Source organism: Paenibacillus sp. FSL M7-1046, from assembly GCF_038007405.1.
Taxonomy (GTDB): domain Bacteria; phylum Bacillota; class Bacilli; order Paenibacillales; family Paenibacillaceae; genus Paenibacillus_AQ.
Genome location: NZ_JBBOXB010000001.1, coordinates 6,019,933 through 6,040,849 on the forward strand (window position 1 = coordinate 6,019,933; position 20,917 = coordinate 6,040,849).

The 20,917-nt window shown below is 46.3% G+C and carries 19 protein-coding genes; 6 read left to right on the plus strand and 13 right to left on the minus strand.

Translation table 11 applies throughout. From position 1 onward, the window contains the following. Positions 1 to 37: 37 nt before the first annotated feature. Together NYE29_RS26825 and NYE29_RS26830 are read left to right on the plus strand one after the other, a co-directional pair. Positions 38 to 925, plus strand: a complete 888-nt coding sequence (locus NYE29_RS26825; protein WP_076113926.1) for a LysR family transcriptional regulator — start codon at positions 38 to 40, stop codon at positions 923 to 925. Positions 926 to 1,067: 142 nt separating this feature from the next. Continuing rightward, positions 1,068 to 1,433 carry a winged helix-turn-helix transcriptional regulator gene (locus NYE29_RS26830; RefSeq protein WP_076113927.1) on the plus strand — a complete coding sequence of 122 codons (366 nt, stop codon included), beginning with the start codon at positions 1,068 to 1,070 and terminating at the stop codon, positions 1,431 to 1,433. 119 nt (positions 1,434 to 1,552) lie between these two features. Here the strand turns inward: NYE29_RS26830 and NYE29_RS26835 are convergent, their stop codons facing one another. From NYE29_RS26835 to NYE29_RS26860, 6 genes are all read right to left on the minus strand, one after another. Continuing rightward, a complete protein-coding gene (locus NYE29_RS26835) occupies positions 1,553 to 2,518 on the minus strand; it encodes a zinc-binding alcohol dehydrogenase family protein (RefSeq protein WP_340898199.1) in 966 nt (321 codons plus the stop codon). A gap of 14 nt (positions 2,519 to 2,532) precedes the next feature. After that, the gene (locus NYE29_RS26840) at positions 2,533 to 3,141 is read right to left on the minus strand and encodes an ABC transporter permease (protein ID WP_340898200.1); all 609 of its coding nucleotides are present in this window, start codon (positions 3,139 to 3,141) and stop codon (positions 2,533 to 2,535) included. After that, positions 3,138 to 3,908: an ABC transporter ATP-binding protein gene (locus NYE29_RS26845; RefSeq protein ID WP_340898201.1), complete on the minus strand. Its 771-nt coding sequence runs from the start codon at positions 3,906 to 3,908 to the stop codon at positions 3,138 to 3,140. Before NYE29_RS26845 ends, NYE29_RS26840 begins: the two co-directional genes overlap by 4 nt. A 21-nt stretch (positions 3,909 to 3,929) precedes the next feature. After that, positions 3,930 to 4,835 (minus strand): glycine betaine ABC transporter substrate-binding protein, encoded by a 906-nt coding sequence (locus NYE29_RS26850; protein WP_340898202.1) that lies wholly within the window; start codon positions 4,833 to 4,835, stop codon positions 3,930 to 3,932. Positions 4,836 to 4,844: 9 nt separating this feature from the next. Then, positions 4,845 to 5,528 carry an ABC transporter permease subunit gene (locus NYE29_RS26855; protein WP_144024476.1) on the minus strand — a complete coding sequence of 228 codons (684 nt, stop codon included), beginning with the start codon at positions 5,526 to 5,528 and terminating at the stop codon, positions 4,845 to 4,847. A 279-nt stretch (positions 5,529 to 5,807) separates the two neighbouring features. Continuing rightward, positions 5,808 to 6,980, minus strand: coding sequence for an MFS transporter (locus tag NYE29_RS26860; protein WP_340898203.1), 1,173 nt, complete (start codon positions 6,978 to 6,980; stop codon positions 5,808 to 5,810). Between the two features lie 437 nt (positions 6,981 to 7,417). On the opposite strand from NYE29_RS26860, the gene nrdI reads away from it, so the two are divergent. The 3 genes from nrdI to nrdF are packed head-to-tail and all read left to right on the plus strand — an operon-like array spanning position 7,418 to position 10,848. Continuing rightward, positions 7,418 to 7,777, plus strand: a complete 360-nt coding sequence (gene nrdI, locus NYE29_RS26865; RefSeq protein WP_038592234.1) for a class Ib ribonucleoside-diphosphate reductase assembly flavoprotein NrdI — start codon at positions 7,418 to 7,420, stop codon at positions 7,775 to 7,777. Next, positions 7,764 to 9,848 carry a class 1b ribonucleoside-diphosphate reductase subunit alpha gene (gene nrdE, locus NYE29_RS26870; protein WP_340898204.1) on the plus strand — a complete coding sequence of 695 codons (2,085 nt, stop codon included), beginning with the start codon at positions 7,764 to 7,766 and terminating at the stop codon, positions 9,846 to 9,848. The genes nrdI and nrdE overlap by 14 nt, the downstream gene beginning before the upstream one ends. Before the next feature lie 40 nt (positions 9,849 to 9,888). Next, the gene (gene nrdF / locus NYE29_RS26875) at positions 9,889 to 10,848 is read left to right on the plus strand and encodes a class 1b ribonucleoside-diphosphate reductase subunit beta (RefSeq protein WP_076113935.1); all 960 of its coding nucleotides are present in this window, start codon (positions 9,889 to 9,891) and stop codon (positions 10,846 to 10,848) included. A gap of 93 nt (positions 10,849 to 10,941) precedes the next feature. Here the strand turns inward: nrdF and NYE29_RS26880 are convergent, their stop codons facing one another. The 6 genes from NYE29_RS26880 to NYE29_RS26905 form a co-directional block, all read right to left on the minus strand. Continuing rightward, the gene (locus NYE29_RS26880) at positions 10,942 to 13,197 is read right to left on the minus strand and encodes an excinuclease ABC subunit UvrA (RefSeq protein WP_340898205.1); all 2,256 of its coding nucleotides are present in this window, start codon (positions 13,195 to 13,197) and stop codon (positions 10,942 to 10,944) included. A 215-nt stretch (positions 13,198 to 13,412) separates the two neighbouring features. Then, positions 13,413 to 14,453, minus strand: coding sequence for an NADH:flavin oxidoreductase (locus NYE29_RS26885; protein ID WP_340898206.1), 1,041 nt, complete (start codon positions 14,451 to 14,453; stop codon positions 13,413 to 13,415). 57 nt (positions 14,454 to 14,510) lie between these two features. Further along, a complete protein-coding gene (locus NYE29_RS26890) occupies positions 14,511 to 15,533 on the minus strand; it encodes an NADH:flavin oxidoreductase/NADH oxidase (protein WP_340898207.1) in 1,023 nt (340 codons plus the stop codon). A 120-nt stretch (positions 15,534 to 15,653) separates the two neighbouring features. Continuing rightward, positions 15,654 to 16,298, minus strand: a complete 645-nt coding sequence (locus tag NYE29_RS26895; protein ID WP_340898208.1) for an SDR family oxidoreductase — start codon at positions 16,296 to 16,298, stop codon at positions 15,654 to 15,656. Between the two features lie 149 nt (positions 16,299 to 16,447). Then, positions 16,448 to 16,876, minus strand: a complete 429-nt coding sequence (locus tag NYE29_RS26900; RefSeq protein ID WP_340898210.1) for a MarR family winged helix-turn-helix transcriptional regulator — start codon at positions 16,874 to 16,876, stop codon at positions 16,448 to 16,450. Between the two features lie 158 nt (positions 16,877 to 17,034). Beyond that, the gene (locus tag NYE29_RS26905; RefSeq protein ID WP_340898211.1) at positions 17,035 to 18,531 is read right to left on the minus strand and encodes a glycoside hydrolase family 43 protein; all 1,497 of its coding nucleotides are present in this window, start codon (positions 18,529 to 18,531) and stop codon (positions 17,035 to 17,037) included. A 395-nt stretch (positions 18,532 to 18,926) separates the two neighbouring features. Between NYE29_RS26905 and NYE29_RS26910 the strand changes: the two genes are divergently transcribed. Then, complete coding sequence (locus NYE29_RS26910; RefSeq protein WP_340898212.1) at positions 18,927 to 19,700, plus strand: helix-turn-helix transcriptional regulator; 774 nt, start codon at positions 18,927 to 18,929, stop codon at positions 19,698 to 19,700. Positions 19,701 to 19,756: 56 nt separating this feature from the next. Here NYE29_RS26910 and NYE29_RS26915 read toward each other — a convergent pair whose 3' ends face one another. Then, positions 19,757 to 20,902: a hypothetical protein gene (locus NYE29_RS26915; protein ID WP_340898214.1), complete on the minus strand. Its 1,146-nt coding sequence runs from the start codon at positions 20,900 to 20,902 to the stop codon at positions 19,757 to 19,759. Positions 20,903 to 20,917 lie beyond the last annotated feature (15 nt).

Consider the following 20,917-nt stretch of genomic DNA (forward strand, 5'->3'; position numbering starts at 1 on the left):
TACAAGTAATTAATATATTTCACAGGAGCTATAGGCCATGTCTATGAACAATTTCGAGCTATACAAGGTTTTTTACTGGGCAGCCAAGACAGGAAGCCTGACCCAAGCCGCCAAATCCCTGTACATTACCCAGCCAAGCGTCAGTCATGCGATTAAGCAACTGGAAGACAGCTTCGGCCTTACCCTCTTCACCCGGAATTCCAAGGGCGTCATGCTGACACCTGAGGGAGCCACTTTGTACTCCTATATTGAACAATCCCATATCCTTATCACCCAAGCCGAGAAGAAAATGGCCGAGCTCAAAAACCTTGACAACGGCGAACTGCGGATTGGCGGCAGTGATTCACTGTTCAAGCATTATCTGCTGCCTTTTATCGAAATCTTTCACCAGCGCTACCCTGGCATTCGGCTTCATCTGATCCACGGAACGACGCCGGAGGTCATTTCATATTTAAAAGAAGGCCTCGTAGATCTGGGCGTAGTGCGCATGCCGATCACCGATCCCCAGCTTGAGGTGCGGCAGGGACTTCAACTGCAGGACTGCTTCATCGCGGGCAGCCACTATGCTGAGCTGAACCAGAAGGTGCTCTCTATTGAGGAGCTGCTACAGTACCCCATTATCCTCTTCTCCCGCAGCAGCCGCGCACGTATGGCGATTACGGACTTGTTCCAAGGCTACGGATATGAGCTGAAGCCTGAATTCGAGGTTGGCAGCGTTGGCCTGCTGATCGAGTTTGCCCGCAAAGGACTCGGCATCTCGTTCGTGACCCGGGAATTTGTGTCCAAGGAGCTGGAGGAAGGTTCTCTCTTCGAGATTCAACTGGATGTTCAGCTTCCCCCTGCCCGGGTGGGCATGATGACTATGCGCAACATGCCGCTAACGACAGCGGCCAGCAAGTTCATTGAGATTACTAAGGGAGACTGAAATATATAAACTGAGGGGGCTGTGAGGCTGCAGCTTGCTTTATTTAGCTTCCAACACTATGATAATGATGCAATATCACTTTTTGAACTAGCATTCCTTTGATGCTATAACATTCTTTTTGAAACTATTGGAGGATCAGAACATGCTGACTAAAGATGAACTTCCCTTTTGCCCGGTTGCCGTTACTGTGGGATTGATAGGTAATAAGTGGAAGCTGCTCATTATGAGAAACCTTTTGGCTAGACCGAATCGTTTTACTGAACTGCGAAATACAATCCCCGGAATCAGCCAGAAAGTGCTGACGGACAATCTTCGTTCTATGGAACAAGACGGGATTATCGTGAGAAAGGTATTCGCCGAAGTTCCGCCACGGGTGGAATATTCCTTAAGCGATATAGGGCACACGATGCGTCCGATCATCTCCGCTATGGAGCAATGGGGTAATGGTTATCAAGAGACATACAAGGACAATCAGACAGCAGTTGAAAGTAGAGTGTCGGCCGATTAATCCAGTCTACTCATCTATCGCAATCAAGCGCTTCTAAGAGTCGAACATTATTGAATCCTCAATAAATGTGTCCGGCTCTTTCAAGCGCTTTTTTTGTCTGTACCAAACGTTTCTTGTAACTATTTATTTACGATTACAATTTTACCGTTAGCTGAGTTGCTCTCCATTAAGAGATGTGCCTCATGGATGTGTTCGAGCGGCAGCACTTTGGCGATAGGTACTTTGATCTCATGCCGTTCGATATGCTGGAACAGCTCTACGAGCAAGTGTCTCTTGACATGCGTGCTTGTGAACGATGTCAGATACACGTTAGTCGGAACGTCAACCATCGGTTCGAACCCGTCCAATACCCACTCGCCGGCCAAAATCCCCGTGACACACACGATGCCATATTCGGCGGCAAGTCCAAGTGAATGCTTAAGCGTAACGGTTCCTACAAGCTCCAATACTTTATTTACGCCGCCTGGGGCAATAGCAAAAAGCTTCTCGGACAAGCTGTTGTCATCAAGCAAGATATGATCTGCGCCAAACTGCTTAAGAAGCTCCATCTTGTCCGGATTTCTTGTTGTTGAGATCACCGTTGCTCCAATACTTTTGGCAAGCTGTAAAGCTGCGAGTCCTACGGAACTGGTGCCTCCGCGAATCAGTAGTGCCTCTCCCCCAGTCAGCTTCAGGGTGTCAAATAACGAAGCATAAGCCGTGTAGTACATTTCCGGAATCGCAGCCAGCTCAGCCCAGTCCAGCTGAATATCAATAGGGTACACCTGGTCTGACGGAATTAGTGTATACTCCGCATAGCTGCCGTCAAAATCGCGTCCAAGCCCGCCCATTAACGACACAATCCGTTGTCCTTTGACTAGACCGCTATCCGACGGATCTTCAACTTTACCCACACATTCAATCCCGATAATACGCGGAAGTTGAACGGAAGGCGAATGCCCCTGTCTGGTGAAAATCTCCGAACGATTAATGCCAAAAGCCTGAATTTTAACCAGGACCCAGCCTGGCTTCACTTCAGGTAATGGTACCTCCCTCACCTGCAGCTCCTGCGGCTCACACGGATGCTCCAATACTACTGCTTTCATTTTGCAGCTCTCCTTTATATGCTTTTTTCTATCCTAACGAGCAGCGCATTGACACCAACCGCCATTCCGGCGGATAGTACACTGCCCCAGACGATTTTATATACGTTCATTGTCCGAAGTCCGTCAAACAAGATATCACCCAATCCTCCTGCGTTGATGAACGCAGCGATCGTAGCCATGCCTATCGTAGATACTACCGCAAGCCGTATTCCGGTAAAAAAGGCTCTTATGGATAACGGCAGTCTGATCTTGTACAGCACCTGCAGGTTACTCATGCCAATGCCTGTAGCCGCTTCGATGATGGCGGGATCAACCCCATTCAGACCTGCAAAGAAATTTCGCAGGAGCAGATATTGATTGTACACTACAAGCACTGTAATAGCCGTGGTCTTGCCCAGTCCCGTTACAGGAATCATCATCGCGAACAGAGCCACACTGGGTATCGAATAGATGATTGAGAACAAATGAACCAAGAACCTGGACAGCATTTTAGATGTCATGGAGATTAGGGTCAGAATCGAGGCGAGTAAAAGCGATGCCAGTAGTGTCATGCCCACAATCTCCAAATGTTCCACCAGCGCCTTTGCCCATTTATCGGGGTGGTTCATGATATAATCGATCAAGTTAACCCCTCCCAGAACTTCTCCTGCCCGCGGGATGAAGCGATTAAGGAGGATACGAAGCCATCTGCAGGGAAGGACGCAATATTCTTTGGCGTATCGAATTGACAGACCCGTCCTTTGTCCATAACAATAACCCGGTGCCCTAATTTAAATGCTTCATTGATATCATGGGTCACGAACAGAAAGGTTTTCTTCAGTCCTCCGTGAATGCGCAGTAGTTCATCCTGCAAATTCATCCGGGTGATGGCATCTAGTGCACCAAAAGGTTCGTCAATCAGCATGATCTTGGGGTCTGACGCCAGCGCTCTTGCCAATCCGATCCGTTGTTGTTGGCCGCCTGACAGCTGGGAAGGATAGCGGTTCTTAAACTCACCCGGCTCTAGACCAACGAGTGTTAATAATTCATCTACTCTAGCTTCAATCTTTGCTTTGCTCCACTTTAAGAGCTTAGGTACGGCGGCGACATTCTGTCTGATGGTCATATGCGGGAATAAACCTACCTGTTGAATGACATAACCGATGCGTCTTCTTACTGTAACCGGATCCAGGGCTATGATATCTTCTCCAAAGAGCGTAATGCTCCCTTCGTCCGGCTCGTACAGACGGTTAATCATTTTCATCAATGTAGTTTTGCCGGAACCCGAGGAGCCCAGAATGGTAATGAACTCCCCTTCTTCAATGGACAGACTTACATGATCCACCGCGAAATAGCCGGCCTGATTATATTTCTTGCTCACATTGCTGAGTTCGATCGCAGTCTGTGCCATATTCTCCTCCAGAAATCCCGTTTATTTAATGGAGTCGTAAAACTCCTTGGCCACATCTTCATATTCTTCTTTGTCCACATCCACCTTTGCGTTCAAGGCTGTAATGGATGCGGTGTCCAGCGCAGCGCTTACCTTATTAATCATCTCTGAAATGTCCGGGTTGGCATTCAATACCTCGTTACGGACAACCGGAGCCAAATTATAAGGCGGCCATACCTGTTTGTCATCTTCTAGCAGTGTGAATTCATCCGTATTTACCAGCATGCCTTCCGTTGTATAACCCGGTGCGACATCCGCTTCGTCATTAGAGAGAACCTCATACTTCAAACTGTTATCATAGACCTTTGACGACTTCCATTTCAGCGGACCATAGGCCTTCTCAAGCGCCGGGATGCCGTCTTCACGCTGATCCACTTCACCTTGCGATGCAAACCGCAGCCTACTTGCATGTTTCTGCAGATCGGAAATCGTTGTAATCCCCAGCTCCTTAGATACAGCTGTGCGGACAACCAGCCCTGCTCCATCATTGGCTTTGGAGTAATCCAGCCAAGTGACTTGGAACTGTTGTTCATATTCATTTTTCACCGTATTGTAAACTTCCTCAGGGTCGGTCATCAGCGGCTTCTTGAGGATGGTTAACAAGCCTGTCCCTGTGTATTCCGGATATAGATCAATCTCATCATTAATAAGCGAGGTATGAATGACGGACCCTGCAATGTTGAAGACTCTCTCGACCTTGTATCCTGCATCCTCCAGCGCCAGAGCATACAATTCACCTACGAGCAAATTTTCTGTAAAATCTTTGCTCCCGACACGTACTGTCGGTTGGCCGCTTCCTTCCTCGTTCTTGCTGCCGCAAGCGGCCAGTGTAAACATCAATAGTAGTACAATTGCAATTGCTGTGAATGACTTTGTTGTATTCTTCATATCCAATCCCTACTTTCCGGTGAATTTATATTTAAACAAATATCTTTCTGCCCCATCAAGGATGAGCGTGGAGGCGATGGACAGCACCGCAACCGATATACCTCCAATCAGGAGCAAGTCGATCCGGTTTAGACCAAGGCCTGTGAAAATAATGCTCCCGAGACCTCCGGCGCCGATCTTTGCGGCTAATGTCGCGCTTGCCACGATCTCAATGGCAGCCGTCTTGATTCCGGTTAGAATGAGCGGCGCGGCTAACGGAAGCTTCACCTTCCATAGCACCTGCCAGTCCGACATTCCCATCGCGTAAGCCGTTTCCAGCATAAACGCAGGCACTTCTTCAAGTCCGGCAACAGTGTTCATCAGAATCGGCGGAATGGCTAGTAATATCAGTGCTGTCATAGCCGGCTGGAACCCTGTCCCCATCAGCGGGATCAACAGAAAGAGGATCGCCAGGCTTGGGATGATCCGTAAAACCTGAAAGATGGTGACGATCCATTTTTCGTATTTCTTGCGTTCCGCGCACAAATATCCCAGGATGATTCCAAACAAAGCTGAGCCCCCTAAAGCCAAGACGCTGATGGCGATGTGCTCTTTTACGGAGAACAAGTAAGCACCTATGTCGGTTGTGAAATAATTCGTAATCTGCTCCCATAAGCTGCTGCCCAAGCTGAATCCCGCCTTTACTGATTGCATTTTCTAGCGCTAAAATAATCATAAGTTATATAGTTACTTACCGGAAGTAGGCACCTTTTTATAATAGAGTTACCTTTAGGTGACTATTGGAGATATGTGCGGAAAATCCCTATAGCATAATGCTCTTCTATGTGCCAAACTGTGCACATTCCCTAAAACGAATGAATAATAGTAAACATTCTCCCAATCAAGTTCACAAAACAAAAAAGCCGCCATCTTGGCGACTTTCTATTGATCTTCATAAAAGGATCGCTCCTGCAGTTCCAAAATGCTCTTGTCCTATCGAACCTTACGTTTGTAAGCTATGTTAACCATTTCAGAAGATACCAGCATGATGCTAAAAAGAATGAGCAGTATTACAGGAACCATAATCATTCCCAATTGACTTGCAAATATCCCCATCAATGATGGTATTAGTGTTGAACCCGTATAAGCACTAGCCATTGCAAGTCCAATGACACTTGGGGAAGCTATTTTGCCAAAACGTTCCGGTGTTGAATGAACAATGCTTGGATAGATTGGTGCTCCGCCCAACCCCACAATAAATAGGGCACCTGCAGAAATCCAATAATGGACTGGCATAACAAGAATCAAAAGTCCAAAACAGCCCACGATCCCACCATATCTTATCAGGTTTTTACTGGATACGTTAGTAGACAGAAATCCTGATATGATTCGTCCAATGATGATTCCAATATAGAATAAGGAAGATAAAGCTGCTGCTGTGCCAGGAGAAACCCCTTTATTCCCTATAAAAAAAGATGCCATCCATAGACCTGCAGCAGCTTCCGATCCATTGTAACAGAGCATGGTAACCATGGATATTTTCACCCCTGGGATTCGTAAAGCCTCTCTGTTGCTGATCAGTTTCTCTTCGTCGCTTCCTTCTTCTATACTCTCCTTCTCAAAAATCTTCCATAAAGACAAAGACGCCAGTAATATCATCGCTATAGTAAGCAGAAGTAAGCCTACTGTAACGTATCCTGCACGCCAGTTGTTATCACGGTTCAGCCAAAACGACATTATAATTGGACCCGTAAATGCTCCAATTCCCCAAAAACAATGCAACCAGTTCATATGCTTGGCTTTGAAATGCACTGCTACATAGTTGCTCAATGCAGCGTCCACGGAACCTGCTCCTAAGCCCAAAGGAATAGCAAGTAGAATTAGAAATATGAAATCTGATGAAATAGAGAATCCAAGCAAAGCGATTGCCGTAGAGAGTATACTGACCAAGGTTACCTTACCCGTACCGTATCTGTGCAACAATCTGCTGGCAAATAAACTCGATATTACCGTACAGAATGAGACTATTAACGATATATAACCTGCCATTTCCGTTGTGGCACCAATATCGTGTTGCATAATGGGCCAAGCGCTGCCTAGTAAAGCATCTGGCAATCCCAGACCCATAAATGCGAGATAAATAATTATTAGTAATAACGTAACCATCTTAGGGTTCTCCTCTATTTGGGTATTTGTCATCTGATTCAACTTCGAATCGAAACACAAATATAATAATATTGATATTCTTTCATCGGATCTTGCTATATTTTGACTGATTATAGCAATATTCAGTCAACTGACCGTATAAAGACAGATAATAAGGTAATGGGTAGCCCCCCTACAAATGTGTCAGCTTCTTCAGAAGTGGAAAAGTGCTTGCACCGCCTGAAGTTATGGGATTCCGATACTCTAGCAAAGCGCTTACTAGACAGATTTATAACGAATAAGGTGGTTTGTCAATATTGACTTTCCAACATATAGTGATTAAAATAAACAACGCACACTAAATATAGTGTTAATATGATTTTTCAGTATTTAAAACTAAGCAATTCAATCTTTACAATTTTAAGAGGAGTTTCAATATTTACAGGGGGACTGACACCATGCTAGTCGCGTATGATTCAAAAACAGGAAACGTCAAACGCTTCATCGGCAAGCTGAAGCTGCCGGCTGTGCAGATTGAGGAGCATATGACGATTGACGAGCCCTATGTGCTAATTACATATACCACCGGCTTTGGACAGATTCCAGAGAAGGTGTCAGCTTTCTTGGGGAACAATTATGCCAATCTGAAAGGCATCGCTGCCAGCGGCAACAAGAACTGGGGCAAGCTGTTTGCAAACAGTGCAGACTTGATTGCAGACCAGTACAATGTGCCAGTTATCGGTAAATTTGAGTTATCGGGTACATTTGGCGATGTGGAACGAATTAAACAGGAGGTGAGCCGGGTTGCGGCATATTGAACTGAACAACATGTTAATGAAGCGGGACGAGAGCGGCTTCTTTCAACTGGACAAAGACCTTGAGGCAGTAGCCGAATTTATGCGGGATGTAGAGCGGCGGAGCCTGGTTTTTGCAAATACAAAAGCTAAGGTCGATTACATGATTGAACAGGATTTCTACGAGAACTTTTACGGGCAGTACAGCGTAGAGGAAATTGAGCAAGTCTACCAGATTGCCCATAGCTACAACTTCAGCTTCCCATCCTATATGGCAGCTTCGAAATTCTACATGGACTACGCTGTAAAAAGTAATGACCGCAAGCAATATCTGGAGCACTACCCGGACCGTGTGGCGGCAGTCGCCCTCCACCTGGGACGCGGCAACGCCGATACTGCCGGAGTGCTTGCCCGTTCAATGATGGAGCAGCGTCTGCAGCCTGCGACTCCAACCTTCCTGAATGCCGGTAAAAGCCGGCGCGGTGAGCTCGTCTCCTGTTTCCTTATCGAAATGGACGACTCGCTCAATTCCATCAACTACGTGCTTAATACCTGCATGCAGCTGTCGAAGATCGGCGGCGGTGTGGCAGTTAACCTGTCCAAGCTGCGCTCGCGCGGGGAGACGATCAAGGGTGTCGAGGATGCAGCCAAAGGCATTATGCCTGTGCTCAAGCTTATGGAGGACGGCTTCTCCTATGCTGATCAGATGGGCCAACGCAAAGGCTCCGGAGCAGCCTACTACAACATTTTTGGCTGGGATGTTCTGGAATTCCTCGACAGCAAGAAGATTAACGCCGACGAGAAAACAAGGCTCAAAACCCTGTCCATTGGGCTGATCATTCCGAACCGCTTCTATAAGCTGGCGAAGGACAATGAACCGCTGCATGTATTTGCCCCATACACTGTGTACAAGGCCTATGGCACGCATCTCGACGATATGGATCTGGATGACATGTACGATAAGCTGCTGGCCGATCCGCGTGTCAAGAAGAAGAAGGCCATGAGCGCACGGGATATGCTGACCAAAATTGCCATGATCCAGCTGGAATCCGGCTACCCTTATATCATGAACAAGAGCAACGCCAATGCGGCCCATGCCCTGAAAAATGTCGGACAGATCAAAATGTCCAACCTCTGTACCGAAATCTTCCAGCTCCAGGAGACCACCGAGATTGCTGACTACGGGCAGGAGGATACCATCCGCCGCGATGTAAGCTGTAATCTGGCTTCCCTGAATATTGTCAACGTGATGGAGCACGGCAAGATCCGTGAATCCGTGCATGAAGGCATGATCGCCCTGACTGCTGTCAGCGATATGACCAGTATCTCCAATGCACCTGGCGTAGCTAAAGCGAACAAAGAGATGCACTCTGTCGGTCTAGGCGTCATGAATCTTCACGGCTATCTCGCGAAGAACAACATCGCTTATGAAAGCGAGCAAGCCCGCGACTTTGCCCGGACCTTCTTCATGACAATGAACTTCCACTCCCTGGAGAAGAGCATGGAGATCGCTGCTGCAACCGGCCGCTCTTTCCATGGCTTCGAGGCATCAGACTATGCCACCGGAGTTTATTTTGAGCGTTACCTGACAACGGATTACCGTCCGGCTACACCAAGAGTGCAGGAGCTGTTCGGGGATATGTATATCCCGTCACCTGCAGACTGGGAACAATTGCGGGATGCAGTAATGGCCAACGGTCTGTACCATGCTTACCGCCTGGCGATTGCGCCAACAGCCAGTATCTCCTATATCCAGAATGCCACTTCGAGCGTTATGCCGATTGTGGAGCAGATTGAGACCCGGACTTATGCCAATTCAACCACATACTATCCGATGCCGTACCTGCGGCCGGACAATGTGTTCTTCTATAAATCGGCTTACCAGATGGATCAGTTCAAGGTCATTGATCTGATCGCAGAAATTCAGCCTCATATCGACCAGGGCATCTCGACCGTGCTGCATGTCAACAGCGATGTATCCACCAGGGAACTGGCCCGCTCCTACCTGTATGCAGCGCATAAAGGACTGAAGTCGCTGTATTACACCCGGACCAAAAAGCTGTCCGTCGAGGAATGCCTCACCTGCTCGATCTAAATGGAAGGCTATTGCCGCAAAAAAAGGAGATTGCACGATTATGAGCGCTATTCAAGCCGTGAACTGGAACCGTCCCGACGACGATTTCTCATTGATGTTCTGGAATCAGAACATTATGCAATTCTGGACAGATGATGAAATTCCATTGTCCGATGATAAAATGTCCTGGCTCACGCTCAGTGAGCAGGAAAAGGACTCTTATATGAAGGTGCTGGGCGGCCTGACACTGCTGGATACGATTCAAGGCGGAGTCGGTATGCCCCAGATTATGGAGCATGTTGAAGGCCTTCAGCGCAAGGCGGTGCTGGGCTTCATGGGCATGATGGAACAGATCCACGCCAAGTCGTACAGCAGCATCTTTACTACATTAGCCTCCACAGAGGAGATAGACAGTGTATTCCGCTGGGTGGAAGAGAACCCGTACCTGCAGTTCAAGGCGGAGACCATATCACAATATTACAAAAATATAGACTCGCCTAAAGACCTGTATCTCGCTATGGCGGCCTCCGTGCTGCTGGAGAGCTACTTGTTCTACAGCGGCTTCTTCTACCCGCTGTATCTGGCCGGCCAGGGTAAAATGACCTGCAGTGGTGAGATTATCGACCTTATTTTGCGGGATGAGAGCATTCACGGGGTATATGTCGGGGTGCTGGCGCAGGAGATCTTTGACGGTCTCGCGGAAGACGAGCAACGCGACCTGCACCAGACGCTGGTGGGACTGCTCCGCCTGCTGCATGAGAATGAAGAACGTTATACGGAGCAGATCTATGCTCCCATCGGACTGGTGGACGAGGTCAAGACCTTCCTCAGATACAACGCTAACAAAGCGATGATGAATCTGGGCCATGATCCTCTGTTCGACGAGGAAGAGATTAATCCGATTGTCCAGAACGGCATTAGTACCCACACCAAGCAGCATGACTTCTTCTCGAAGAAAGGCAACGGATATATCCGGGCGCTTAACGTGGAACCGCTGAAGGATGAAGACTTTCAATTCTAACCTTATATGGTTCTAAAAATACCGCCCTTTTCGAGGGCGGTATTTTTAGTTACCATCATCTTAAATTAATTGGTTAACACTTCCGGCCATTAATTACATCAGGTATCTTCCCGTAATCGACTGCTCAGCATGGATGATCTGCGGAGGTGTACCTTCGAACACAACCTGGCCGCCTTTGCTGCCTCCGTCCGGTCCCATATCAATGATCCAGTCCGCTTGGCTGATCACATCGAGATTGTGCTCGATAACAATCACCGTATTGCCGGTATCCACGAGACGGTTTATGATCTCCAGAAGGTGGCCGATATCTGACATGTGGAGGCCGGTCGTCGGCTCGTCCATCACATAGATGCTGCCCTTCTTATGCAGCTCGCTGGCCAGCTTGATGCGCTGGCATTCCCCGCCTGAAAGCGTGCTGAGCGGCTGGCCGAGTGTAATATAATTCAGCCCCACATCACTCATCGCCTGGAGCTTGCGCACAACCTCTTTTAGCTGAAAAAACGCCAATGCCTGCTCCACATTCATCTCCAGCACTTCTGCTATTGACTTGCCGTTCAGCTTGTACGCGAGCACCTCTTCTTTGAATCGTCTGCCTCCGCATACTTCGCAGGGCAGCTTCACGCTGTCGAGGAAGGCAAGGTCTGTGTACACAACACCCAGTCCCTGGCAGTTCTCACAAGCTCCCTTGGAGTTGAAGCTGAACAAGCCTTGACTCACCTTGTTCGCAGATGCAAACGCCTTGCGCACATCATCCATAATGCCTGTGTAAGTTGCGGGATTCGAACGTGTTGACACTCCTATTGCCGATTGGTCGATGACGATGGCGTCCGGATGCTGACTGAGGAATACTTCGTTAATCATCGTGCTCTTACCGGAGCCGGCGACACCCGTAACTACCGTCAGTACTCCGGTTGGAATATCTGTACTCACGTTCCGCAGGTTGTGAAGTGTGGCCTCCTTGATGGACAGCTTACCGGACGGCTGCCTGCACTCTTGCTTCAACTGGAGCGGACGTTTCAGATGTGTGCCTGTCAGCGTACCGGCTTCCAGCAGGCCTTGGAAGCTTCCTTCATACACAATGCTGCCGCCGTGGCTCCCGGCGTGAGGCCCGACATCGACGATATGATCCGCCACCTTGATCACATCGGGATCATGCTCGACGACAATCACAGTATTGCCCTTGTCACGCAGCTTCTGCAGAAGTTCATTTAACAGGTGAACATCACGGGGGTGCAGACCCACGCTGGGTTCATCGAAGATGTAGGTGACATCCACCAGACTGCCGCTCAGGTGCTTAACCATCTTGACACGCTGCGACTCGCCGCCGGACAAAGTATCTGTTTCACGGTCCAGGGTTAAGTAATCAAGTCCGATATCCACCAGATGCTGCAACCGCTCCGTCAGTGATTTGACGACCGGCACGGTGACAGGATCATTAATCTCACGAATGACGCGGATGAGCTGTCCGGCCTCCATGGAGGATAGCTCCGCAATGTTGAGACCATTGATCCTGCAGCTGAGCGTGGCCTGGCTGAGTCTCGCACCGTGGCAGCTGGAGCAAGGCCCCTCGGAAATATACGGCGCAACAGCTTTCTGTGTGCGCTCGGACTTCATCTTCACATCCTGCTTGATGTATTTATTGGTGAACTTCTCAATGACGCCTTCCACTGTAATATTTGTTGCCTTGCCGGCGAAATCCATCTTAACTTTTCTTGCCTTGGCGTACAGCAGCTGCTCCAGTTCCTCTTCCGAATAATCGCTCAGCTTCTTGTCGAGATCGAAGTCTCCTGACTGCACGATCATGTTCCATTCCCAGCCGTTCACTGAATAGTCCGGCAGCATAATAGCCCCTTCATGGAGCGACTTTGACTTGTCCAGCGCCTTGCTCATGTCGACGCCAAGCCGCCGGCCAAGCCCGTTACACTCGGGACACATGCCTTGCGGATCGTTAAACGAAAACATGTGCGCTTGTCCAACATAGGGCTGGCCTACCCGGGAGAAAAGAAGACGGAGAATGGGAGAAATATCAGTAATCGTGCCTAACGTGGAATGGGATCCCCCACCCAGCCGCTTCTGATCCACAATAACAGCCATGCTCAGGTTCTCAATCGCATCCGTATCCGGCTGCGGAACACGGGGCAGAAAATTTCGCACGAACATGCTGAAGTTCTCGTTCAGCAATCGCGTGGATTCTGCGGCGATCGTATCGAAGACGATCGATGACTTGCCGGATCCGGATACCCCGGTGAAGATCGTGATCTTCCGCTTCGGAATGCGCAAGGATACGTTCTTGAGATTGTTTTCCCTCGCACCCGAAATTACGATATACTCCTGATTTGATTCGCTCATGCCAAACATCCCTCCGGGTAGTGTTAATTTCTGTGTATATTCACATTGTACCATTCAACGTGTATAGATAGTCGGGCAGCCCGAACTTCCACTCGTGTACCTGTTAATATATCATTGGGGGGCTGCATATTCTGTTACATGGATTGACGTACAAAAAAATAAACAAAAGACCGGTATAATACCAGTCTTTTGTTTTCTAGAGGTTTATTTACCGATCAATAAAGTGTTTTGAGTGCTTCAGGAGTAAATGGAATCAATTCATCCAATTTCCCATCCCGAATTTTACTGACCCATGCAGGGTCTACAAGCAATGCTCTACCGATAGCAACCAGATCGAATTCTTGATTTTCGAGCTTTTGAACCAATCTCTCGATACTTGCATTCTCTGCACCTTTTCCTTCAGTGAAAAGAGTCATGAAATCACCATCAAGGCCAATCGAACCCACAGTAATGGTTGGTTTGCCTGTAAGCTTCTTAACCCAACCAGCAAGATTCAAGTCAGAGCCTTCAAATTCCGGTTCCCAGAAACGCCGTGTCGAGCAATGGAAAATATCCACTCCAGCGTTAACCAAAGGTTGCAGAAATTGTTGAAGCTCGTCGGGTGTTTTCGCTAATTTGGCTGTATATTCCGTTCCTTTCCACTGTGAGATGCGCAGCACGATGGTAAAGTCAGGACCTACGGCTTGGCGGCAAGCTTGGATGACTTCTTCCGCAAAGCGGGTGCGTGCAATCATGCTGCCTCCGTAACGATCAGTACGCTCATTAGTTTTCTCCCAAAAGAACTGGTCAATCAAATAGCCGTGAGCTCCATGGATTTCAATTCCATCAAATCCAATGCGCTTGGCTTCAGCTGCCGATTGTGCAAAAGCATCAACGATGCCACTGATTTCGGACTCGGAATAATCATTGACGTTGCCCCGTGCACCCATGTGCCAGATTTGAGGAATAATTTTGCCGCCGGCTTCATGAACCTCAGACACAACATTTGCCCAGCCATTCAATGCTTCTTCACCATAAAAGTAAGGGACATTCTCCTGATTGGATGCATCTGCATGATCAACAACCGTGCCTTCCGTTACGATCAGACCCACATTATTTTCGGCTCTCCGGCGATAGTATGCAGCTACATCTGCTCCAGGAACCCCATTGGGAGACAGATTCCGGGTCATTGGCGCCATTACTGTCCGATTAGACAGATTAAGATTTCCTAAGGTAAAAGGATGGAGTAATGGTTGTACTGATTCGGTATTAAACATCGTAAACCTCCTAAGTTTTTTTCGTATTATACTCATTAATTTCTCGACAAATCGAGCTTAGAATCCACTAGTATACTGTTTAGGAACTGCTGTTTCTTTTCTCAGCTTTGATGCAGCTTCTAAGGCCCAATATGGATTTCTCAGCATTTCTCTTCCGACAGCAATCAAATCTGCCTCTTCATTTCCTATGACTGCATTCGCCAAAATTGGATCATCCAATCTTCCAACAGCGATCACTGGAATATCGAGTGCTTGTTTGATATCTCTAGCGAGCGGTACCTGATAAGCTGCGTGAGTTCCTGGTCTGCCCCATGCAGCAATAGCTCCCTCGCCACCTGATGAAATATCAAACATGTCTACTCCAGCAACTTGATATTCCTTGGCAAAAGCAATGCTTTCCTGAATCCCATAACCACCTTCAACGTATTCTTTAGCTGAAATACGCATGATTAGTGGCATGTCCTCCGGCATCTCGGCCTTTGCAGCCTGAATGATCTCCCGACCAAATAACGTAAGATCTTTCCCATATTCATCATCCCGTTTGTTCGTTAGTGGAGAATGAAATTGATGGATCAAATAGCCATGCGCACCATGAAGTTCAATAGTATCGAATCCAGCCTGGACAGCGCGAGCTACAGCAGTGCGGAATTTCTCAACCATTTCTTTTACTTCTGCGGTGGTAAGTGCCCGGGGCTGTTTAGAATTTTCATCAAAAGCGATTGCTGACGGGGCTACCGGAACTTCAGCATCTTCCGCCTTGCGTCCAGCGTGCGCGATTTGGATTCCCACTTTGGCACCGTGACTATGACAAGCATCTACAATCCGTTTCAGAGCCGGAATCTGATCATCTGACCAAAGACCAAGATCGAAATCGGAAATACGCCCATCGGGCTCTACATCAGTCATTTCAATTATGATTAAACCAGTTCCGCCTACAGCACGGCTAACATAGTGCATGTAATGCCAATCTGTGGCAATACCATCTTTATTGTCGACGGAGTATTGACACATTGGAGGCATCACAACACGGTTTTTCAATTTTAAACTTTTAAAAGAATATGGGCTAAACAAATCTTTCATGGATAAACGCTCCCCTTTTGCTCTTATAAGATACAGTTATCATGCATGCGCAAGCATGTATGTACTTTTAGTTTATTCTAATCTTTACTTTGCAGCGCCTAAGTTTATATACTGGTTTTTTCAGAACTTTTGCAATGCATCAGAAATCGGGTCGTAACCGGCAATCAGATCAAAGGCCCGCTTATAGGTGTGCTTCTCTTCCAAAGCAGCCACAATGGTACGCGCTACATCTTCACGAGGGATACTGCCAACAGTGATATTCTCCGCAGCGGACACTTTTCCCGTTCCTGGTTCATTCGACAAAATTCCTGGACGTATAATCGTGTATGTCAGACTGCTGCTTTCGAGCACTCTGTCTGCATAATGCTTTGCTGCGTAATACGGTAGAATATTATGGTGCCAGTTGTCCCGGTTATTCGCCTGAATTGCACTGACCATGATGAATCTGTCAATGCCTGCTTTTTCGGCAGCTTCAATAGTTTTTCCTGCACCATCCAAATCAATCAAAAGTGTTTTATCATCACCCGTTTTTCCACCTGAACCAGCCGTAAACACAATAGCGTCACAACCCTTGGCGGCCGTTGCAATGGAGTCTACTGTCCCTTCCAAATCCGCGAGAACAGTTTCGACTCCCTGTTGTACAAATGTATCGGCTTGTTCTTTATTCCGTACCATCGCCCGGACGGTGTGATCGTTGCTTGCTTTCAACAGTTGAATAAGGTGCTGTCCGATTTGTCCATTCGATCCGACTACTAACACCTTCATAGCTATCCACTCCTTATCAGCTGAATTGAATTACAGTAACAATAAAAGCATGCGCATGCATTTAATTTACCGGAGAAAATTAATTATGTCAAGTCGTAATCCTAAACTTAACAATCCTCTCAACTCTACTCACAGGATCTCTACACTGGTCACAAAAACAATTTTTTCGTGAGATTCTCTACTTCTGAATTAAATCCCTCTTTTTTTAGTTCTGTTTGTAAGACCTCATTAAAGGTCTGAAGTGCCCGCTGGTATTTATTCTCGCCTAACTCTGTAATTCGAGTATAAATACCACGCCGGTCATCCTCGCATATATGTCTTTCTAAAGCACCACAGTTTTTAGCTTCCATTCTAACGACGAGTCTCGATGTAGCACTTTGACTTAGTCCCACAAGTTCTTGAAGTTGCTGTAGCCGTAATTTCTTTTCCCCGGAATTGGATATGAAATTTAAAACATAGAACTCCTTCAAAGATAAATTATAATTGTTCAGCAGAGCTTGTTCTAACTTTTCACTTAAATTTGAATTGATGCGAGACCAAGACAACCATACATCCAAAAGTTTGTATTCATGTTGCAAGCTTAGATCACCACCTGATTATAAAGTCATTCGACATAGTTTGCCTTATTGTATCAATCCAAATTGAAATGGTCAAAACCCATACATTATTCTTCCCACACAACATTGAAAAAACCCTCGTCAGCAATAATGAGGGTTTTTCGCCAAAATGCATGTTGTTAATTAAAATACGTACATTTAAAGTCGCTAAAGTCATTGAATTCCGAACAGCTTCCATCTTGGGAATATAACCCGATTACAATGCCGGTAAAACCTCCGGCAACCTCTGAGGAGAGGTATCTGGTTTGCGCAGAGCCCAAATCAATTGTTATGCCATCGCTTATTACCTGAAAAGAGTAAGTGTCATGATTTGAAATAATTTTTAAAATGGCTACATTTGAATTTAGGTCTGATTGATCGTGTATGGTCTTAATGTCTCCGATGTTCAGACGCTTAACGGCTTCAATTCGCTCCCCTATTCTTCTCAAAGCGAAATCATAATGATGATGCTCATCCATATATAACGTTATTCCCGCTTCACCATCATTCACTCTAATCTCACAGGAGATTTCCACATGGAAATCCTTTTGACGCAAACCGATAAAGGTCGGAGAATCCGCCATATCTAATGAAATCTGTGAACCTCTTAACTTCAATTCCCCATCGCCCAGCAAATAATTCTGTTTATCGGGATAACGCAAGTAACACCAATCTATATCCCAGCTTGTGTTATGAAAAGTATACTGCGTCTGTTCTATCTGTTTAGCCGAAATGGGAATGTAGTTTGTTTCAACTTCCCCCTGAGTCGTACCATCGTCTCCCACCGTAAACCAATGATCTTCATGGAAAGTAACTGGCATCAAAAACACTTCCCGCCCCAGATGGTGATGCATAACCCATCTGCCGATTTGCCGAAATCCCAAATGAACGATCCACCATTTTCCATCGTGATCTTGAATTAAATCTCCGTGACCTACACCCTGTATCTCATATCCCCCCAGATTCCTGTTTGTTAAAACGGGGTTATTGGGATACGCTTCAAAAGGTCCGTAAGGGGAATTGCCTCTTGCATATACAATCATGTGTCCATATTCGGTTCCGCCTTCTGCTGCCATTAAGTAGTAGAGATCATTGATTTTATACAGGTGAGGGCTTTCCAGATAACGTCCCCCTGCTCCATGCCAAATCACGCGGCTTGGTGTAAGCTTTTCACCAGTTTCGATATCTATCTCACATTGAAAGATGCTGTTCCTTCCAGTGTCATCAGTGCCGTTGCTCATAAAGTAGGTTAAATTACCTTCAAAGTAAAAGGAGGGATCTATCCCCCCTTGGTCCACAAAGATGGGCTCGGACCATTCGCCGTAGATATCATCAGTCCAAACGTAGAAATTTTGCCCGGTAGAATTATTAGTGGTGGTCATGTAAAAACGACCGTTATGATATCTGATAGTGCATGCGAAAACTCCTCCAGAACTGTCTATCTTCTCAAGATGAACTTGTGATTGTCTTGTTAAGCAATGTCCAATTTGTCTCCAGTTCACTAAATCATCGCTTTCGAACAAAGGTACACCAGGATAATATTGAAAGGAACTGCTGACGAGATAATACTTATTATTTACTTTACAAACACTTGGATCGGGATAGAAACCTTTAATTACGGGATTGCTGTACTTCATGATTTCACCTCATAATTGAATGTTATTGATTGATTGATTGATTATTTCTCATATGGATAGAAACAGATTGAACTTGAGAATTACATTTAGGGAAAAGTGGCGGAGGGGAATTTTGGAATTGGAGGAGCGATAGCGTCCGCCTGAAAGCTTTCCGTAGGAAAGCTCTCTTCGGAAGCATGGGCAAGGTTTGGATTTCTACCGCGATTCGCGGTTAAATTCAGGAAATCCAAACCTAACAGCGGCCGGAAGTCCAAACATTCTCTGTAGTCACGGCCAATCCCGAAATAGAAGAATTTCAGTTCAATTATCTACATGAAATTATAAGTCAATGACACGGCTCTATTGAATGATGTATACTGTCGTATATTTGATCTATTCTAAGAAAGGCTAATGATATGATAACAATATACTATGCCGGATATGATGCCATCCATACCGCAGATTTTGTTTATGACGTCCCTGAAGGACATAATACATGGTTGCTCCTTCTCACCAGAACACCCGCCCAATTCTGGGTTGAGGGCGAGATGAAGGAATATCCTGCTAACTGCGCGGTAGTCTTCCAACCACATCAAAAGATACTCTACCGGGCCTGTGCAGATAGCTATGGGAATGACTGGATTCATTTCGATTCAGACGAAATTCATTTGAAGGAATCAAAGCTATTACATGGAGTTCCCTTTCCCATGCCCGACCCGGAATATTTCCACCAATTGTTTCAGTTGCTTACGGCTGAACATTTCTTTTCCTGCGCTTACCGGGAGCTTTCTATGGATTACTTATTCCGAATTATCATCAATAAGCTTATTGAAGCTTCGCACAGCACGAATAATACTCCTCACTATCAAAATCTGTTGAATCTGCGCAAAGCGATATACAACAACCCGGGTCATTCTTGGGCCGTTCCGGCTATGGCCGAACATGTGCATCTCAGTTCTGGCTATTTACAGGCCATCTATAAGCCAACCTTTGGCATTTCGTGCATGGACGACGTCATTCAATGCCGAATCCGTCTTGCCAAGGAAAAGCTGCTTCATAGTCCGCATCGGATCTCCGAAATAGCCGCAATTTGCGGATACATGAATATTGAGCATTTTAGTCGGCAGTTCCGCCAAATCACAGGCTATGCACCTCGTGAATACCAAAAATTGATGGCATCAGATTCATGAAATCTTCTCGGATGGAATCGATCAAGTTGTTTTTAACTTTATGTATAATGCTCAATTTAAGAAGTAAACCTCATTTTATTAATCCATCTTGGAAAAAATAGTAAGAGCACAAATAAAACTGCAACAGTAATGGAAGGAACGGCAATGATTGTAGAAATACCTCCATAGGGTTCAAAACTTGTGTAATAGCTGTTGAACTCGGCTATCTGCATGGGCAGAAAATTGCCCACGTAATGTTTCACAAAGAATACCTCGCTCATCTGAATGGCGTAAGATATGGCTATGGTGAATAATAACAGGGCGTAGCCAGTATAAACCTGTGTGACTAATACGCTGATCAATAAGGTAATCCCTGTCATCAGTGAGATTGCCACATATCCAATGACCAGGTTGATCAAAAACTGCTCGAAATAATTCACCTCAACCATTGATAAAAAAAATTGTGGACTACTTTGTATAGGCAAATCCGCTCCTTGTAAACCGTACATAAAGAATATAGGCGTAATGTAAATCGCCACCGCCGCCAGATAAAGCAGTGAAGAGAGTTGGAAGGCGTTGATGATCCGTACCCTACTCAGCTTACGTTTCCCAAACCTCGTGGATTTCACCAGTCCGTCCACACCCAAGGTCTCATCTTCGTTAAAAATGGGGATCAGCAGAATGGAAATGAGAATCAGGACAATAAAAACACACTGGTTCATCCCTGAGTTAACGTTCTTCCAGCCTTCGGCATAACCCATCCGGATAGGTTCGGAGAGAGAAGCCGCTGCAAAAGTCCCGTTGCTGTTTCCTTTCCTAGAACTCCCCGCTTCCTCCTGTGCACTTCTGATGATGTCTGCCCTGTCCTGATAGAATTGTTCTGCTGAAACATCCCGTATTCCAGTCCAGTCCGAGCCATACACTTGGACGATCATATCCAAGGCTGGCAAATCTGCAACATCCGCTGTATTCCTGTCTTCTGGCAGGCTAAGTTCTCTGTATTTTTCCAAAATTTTATTAATCTCAACTTCATCCAATACCTCCGGCTGATAGAAATACCGGTATTCCGTCCCATCTGTTACCTCATATCTTGCCTGATTTAAATAACCTGTTTTGATGGTGTCTAAGTTGTAAAAGGTAAGTATCAGAAACAATGCCAACAAAAAACCGAATACGTTTATGTTTAGGATTTTACTTCTGTTTAATTTTGATAAATAGCACATGATTTCACCTACCTT

What these genes read in the sequence shown, in the direction of transcription:
- NYE29_RS26825 (WP_076113926.1), top strand. Translation starts at nt 38, where the DNA reads ATGTCTATGAACAATTTCGAGCTATACAAGGTTTTTTACTGGGCAGCC.
- NYE29_RS26830 (WP_076113927.1), top strand. Translation starts at nt 1,068, where the DNA reads ATGCTGACTAAAGATGAACTTCCCTTTTGCCCGGTTGCCGTTACTGTG.
- NYE29_RS26835 (WP_340898199.1), bottom strand. Translation starts at nt 2,518, where the DNA reads ATGAAAGCAGTAGTATTGGAGCATCCGTGTGAGCCGCAGGAGCTGCAG.
- NYE29_RS26845 (WP_340898201.1), bottom strand. Translation starts at nt 3,908, where the DNA reads ATGGCACAGACTGCGATCGAACTCAGCAATGTGAGCAAGAAATATAAT.
- NYE29_RS26850 (WP_340898202.1), bottom strand. Translation starts at nt 4,835, where the DNA reads ATGAAGAATACAACAAAGTCATTCACAGCAATTGCAATTGTACTACTA.
- NYE29_RS26855 (WP_144024476.1), bottom strand. Translation starts at nt 5,528, where the DNA reads ATGCAATCAGTAAAGGCGGGATTCAGCTTGGGCAGCAGCTTATGGGAG.
- NYE29_RS26860 (WP_340898203.1), bottom strand. Translation starts at nt 6,980, where the DNA reads ATGGTTACGTTATTACTAATAATTATTTATCTCGCATTTATGGGTCTG.
- nrdI (WP_038592234.1), top strand. Translation starts at nt 7,418, where the DNA reads ATGCTAGTCGCGTATGATTCAAAAACAGGAAACGTCAAACGCTTCATC.
- nrdF (WP_076113935.1), top strand. Translation starts at nt 9,889, where the DNA reads ATGAGCGCTATTCAAGCCGTGAACTGGAACCGTCCCGACGACGATTTC.
- NYE29_RS26880 (WP_340898205.1), bottom strand. Translation starts at nt 13,197, where the DNA reads ATGAGCGAATCAAATCAGGAGTATATCGTAATTTCGGGTGCGAGGGAA.
- NYE29_RS26885 (WP_340898206.1), bottom strand. Translation starts at nt 14,453, where the DNA reads ATGTTTAATACCGAATCAGTACAACCATTACTCCATCCTTTTACCTTA.
- NYE29_RS26890 (WP_340898207.1), bottom strand. Translation starts at nt 15,533, where the DNA reads ATGAAAGATTTGTTTAGCCCATATTCTTTTAAAAGTTTAAAATTGAAA.
- NYE29_RS26895 (WP_340898208.1), bottom strand. Translation starts at nt 16,298, where the DNA reads ATGAAGGTGTTAGTAGTCGGATCGAATGGACAAATCGGACAGCACCTT.
- NYE29_RS26905 (WP_340898211.1), bottom strand. Translation starts at nt 18,531, where the DNA reads ATGAAGTACAGCAATCCCGTAATTAAAGGTTTCTATCCCGATCCAAGT.
- NYE29_RS26910 (WP_340898212.1), top strand. Translation starts at nt 18,927, where the DNA reads ATGATAACAATATACTATGCCGGATATGATGCCATCCATACCGCAGAT.
- NYE29_RS26915 (WP_340898214.1), bottom strand. Translation starts at nt 20,902, where the DNA reads ATGTGCTATTTATCAAAATTAAACAGAAGTAAAATCCTAAACATAAAC.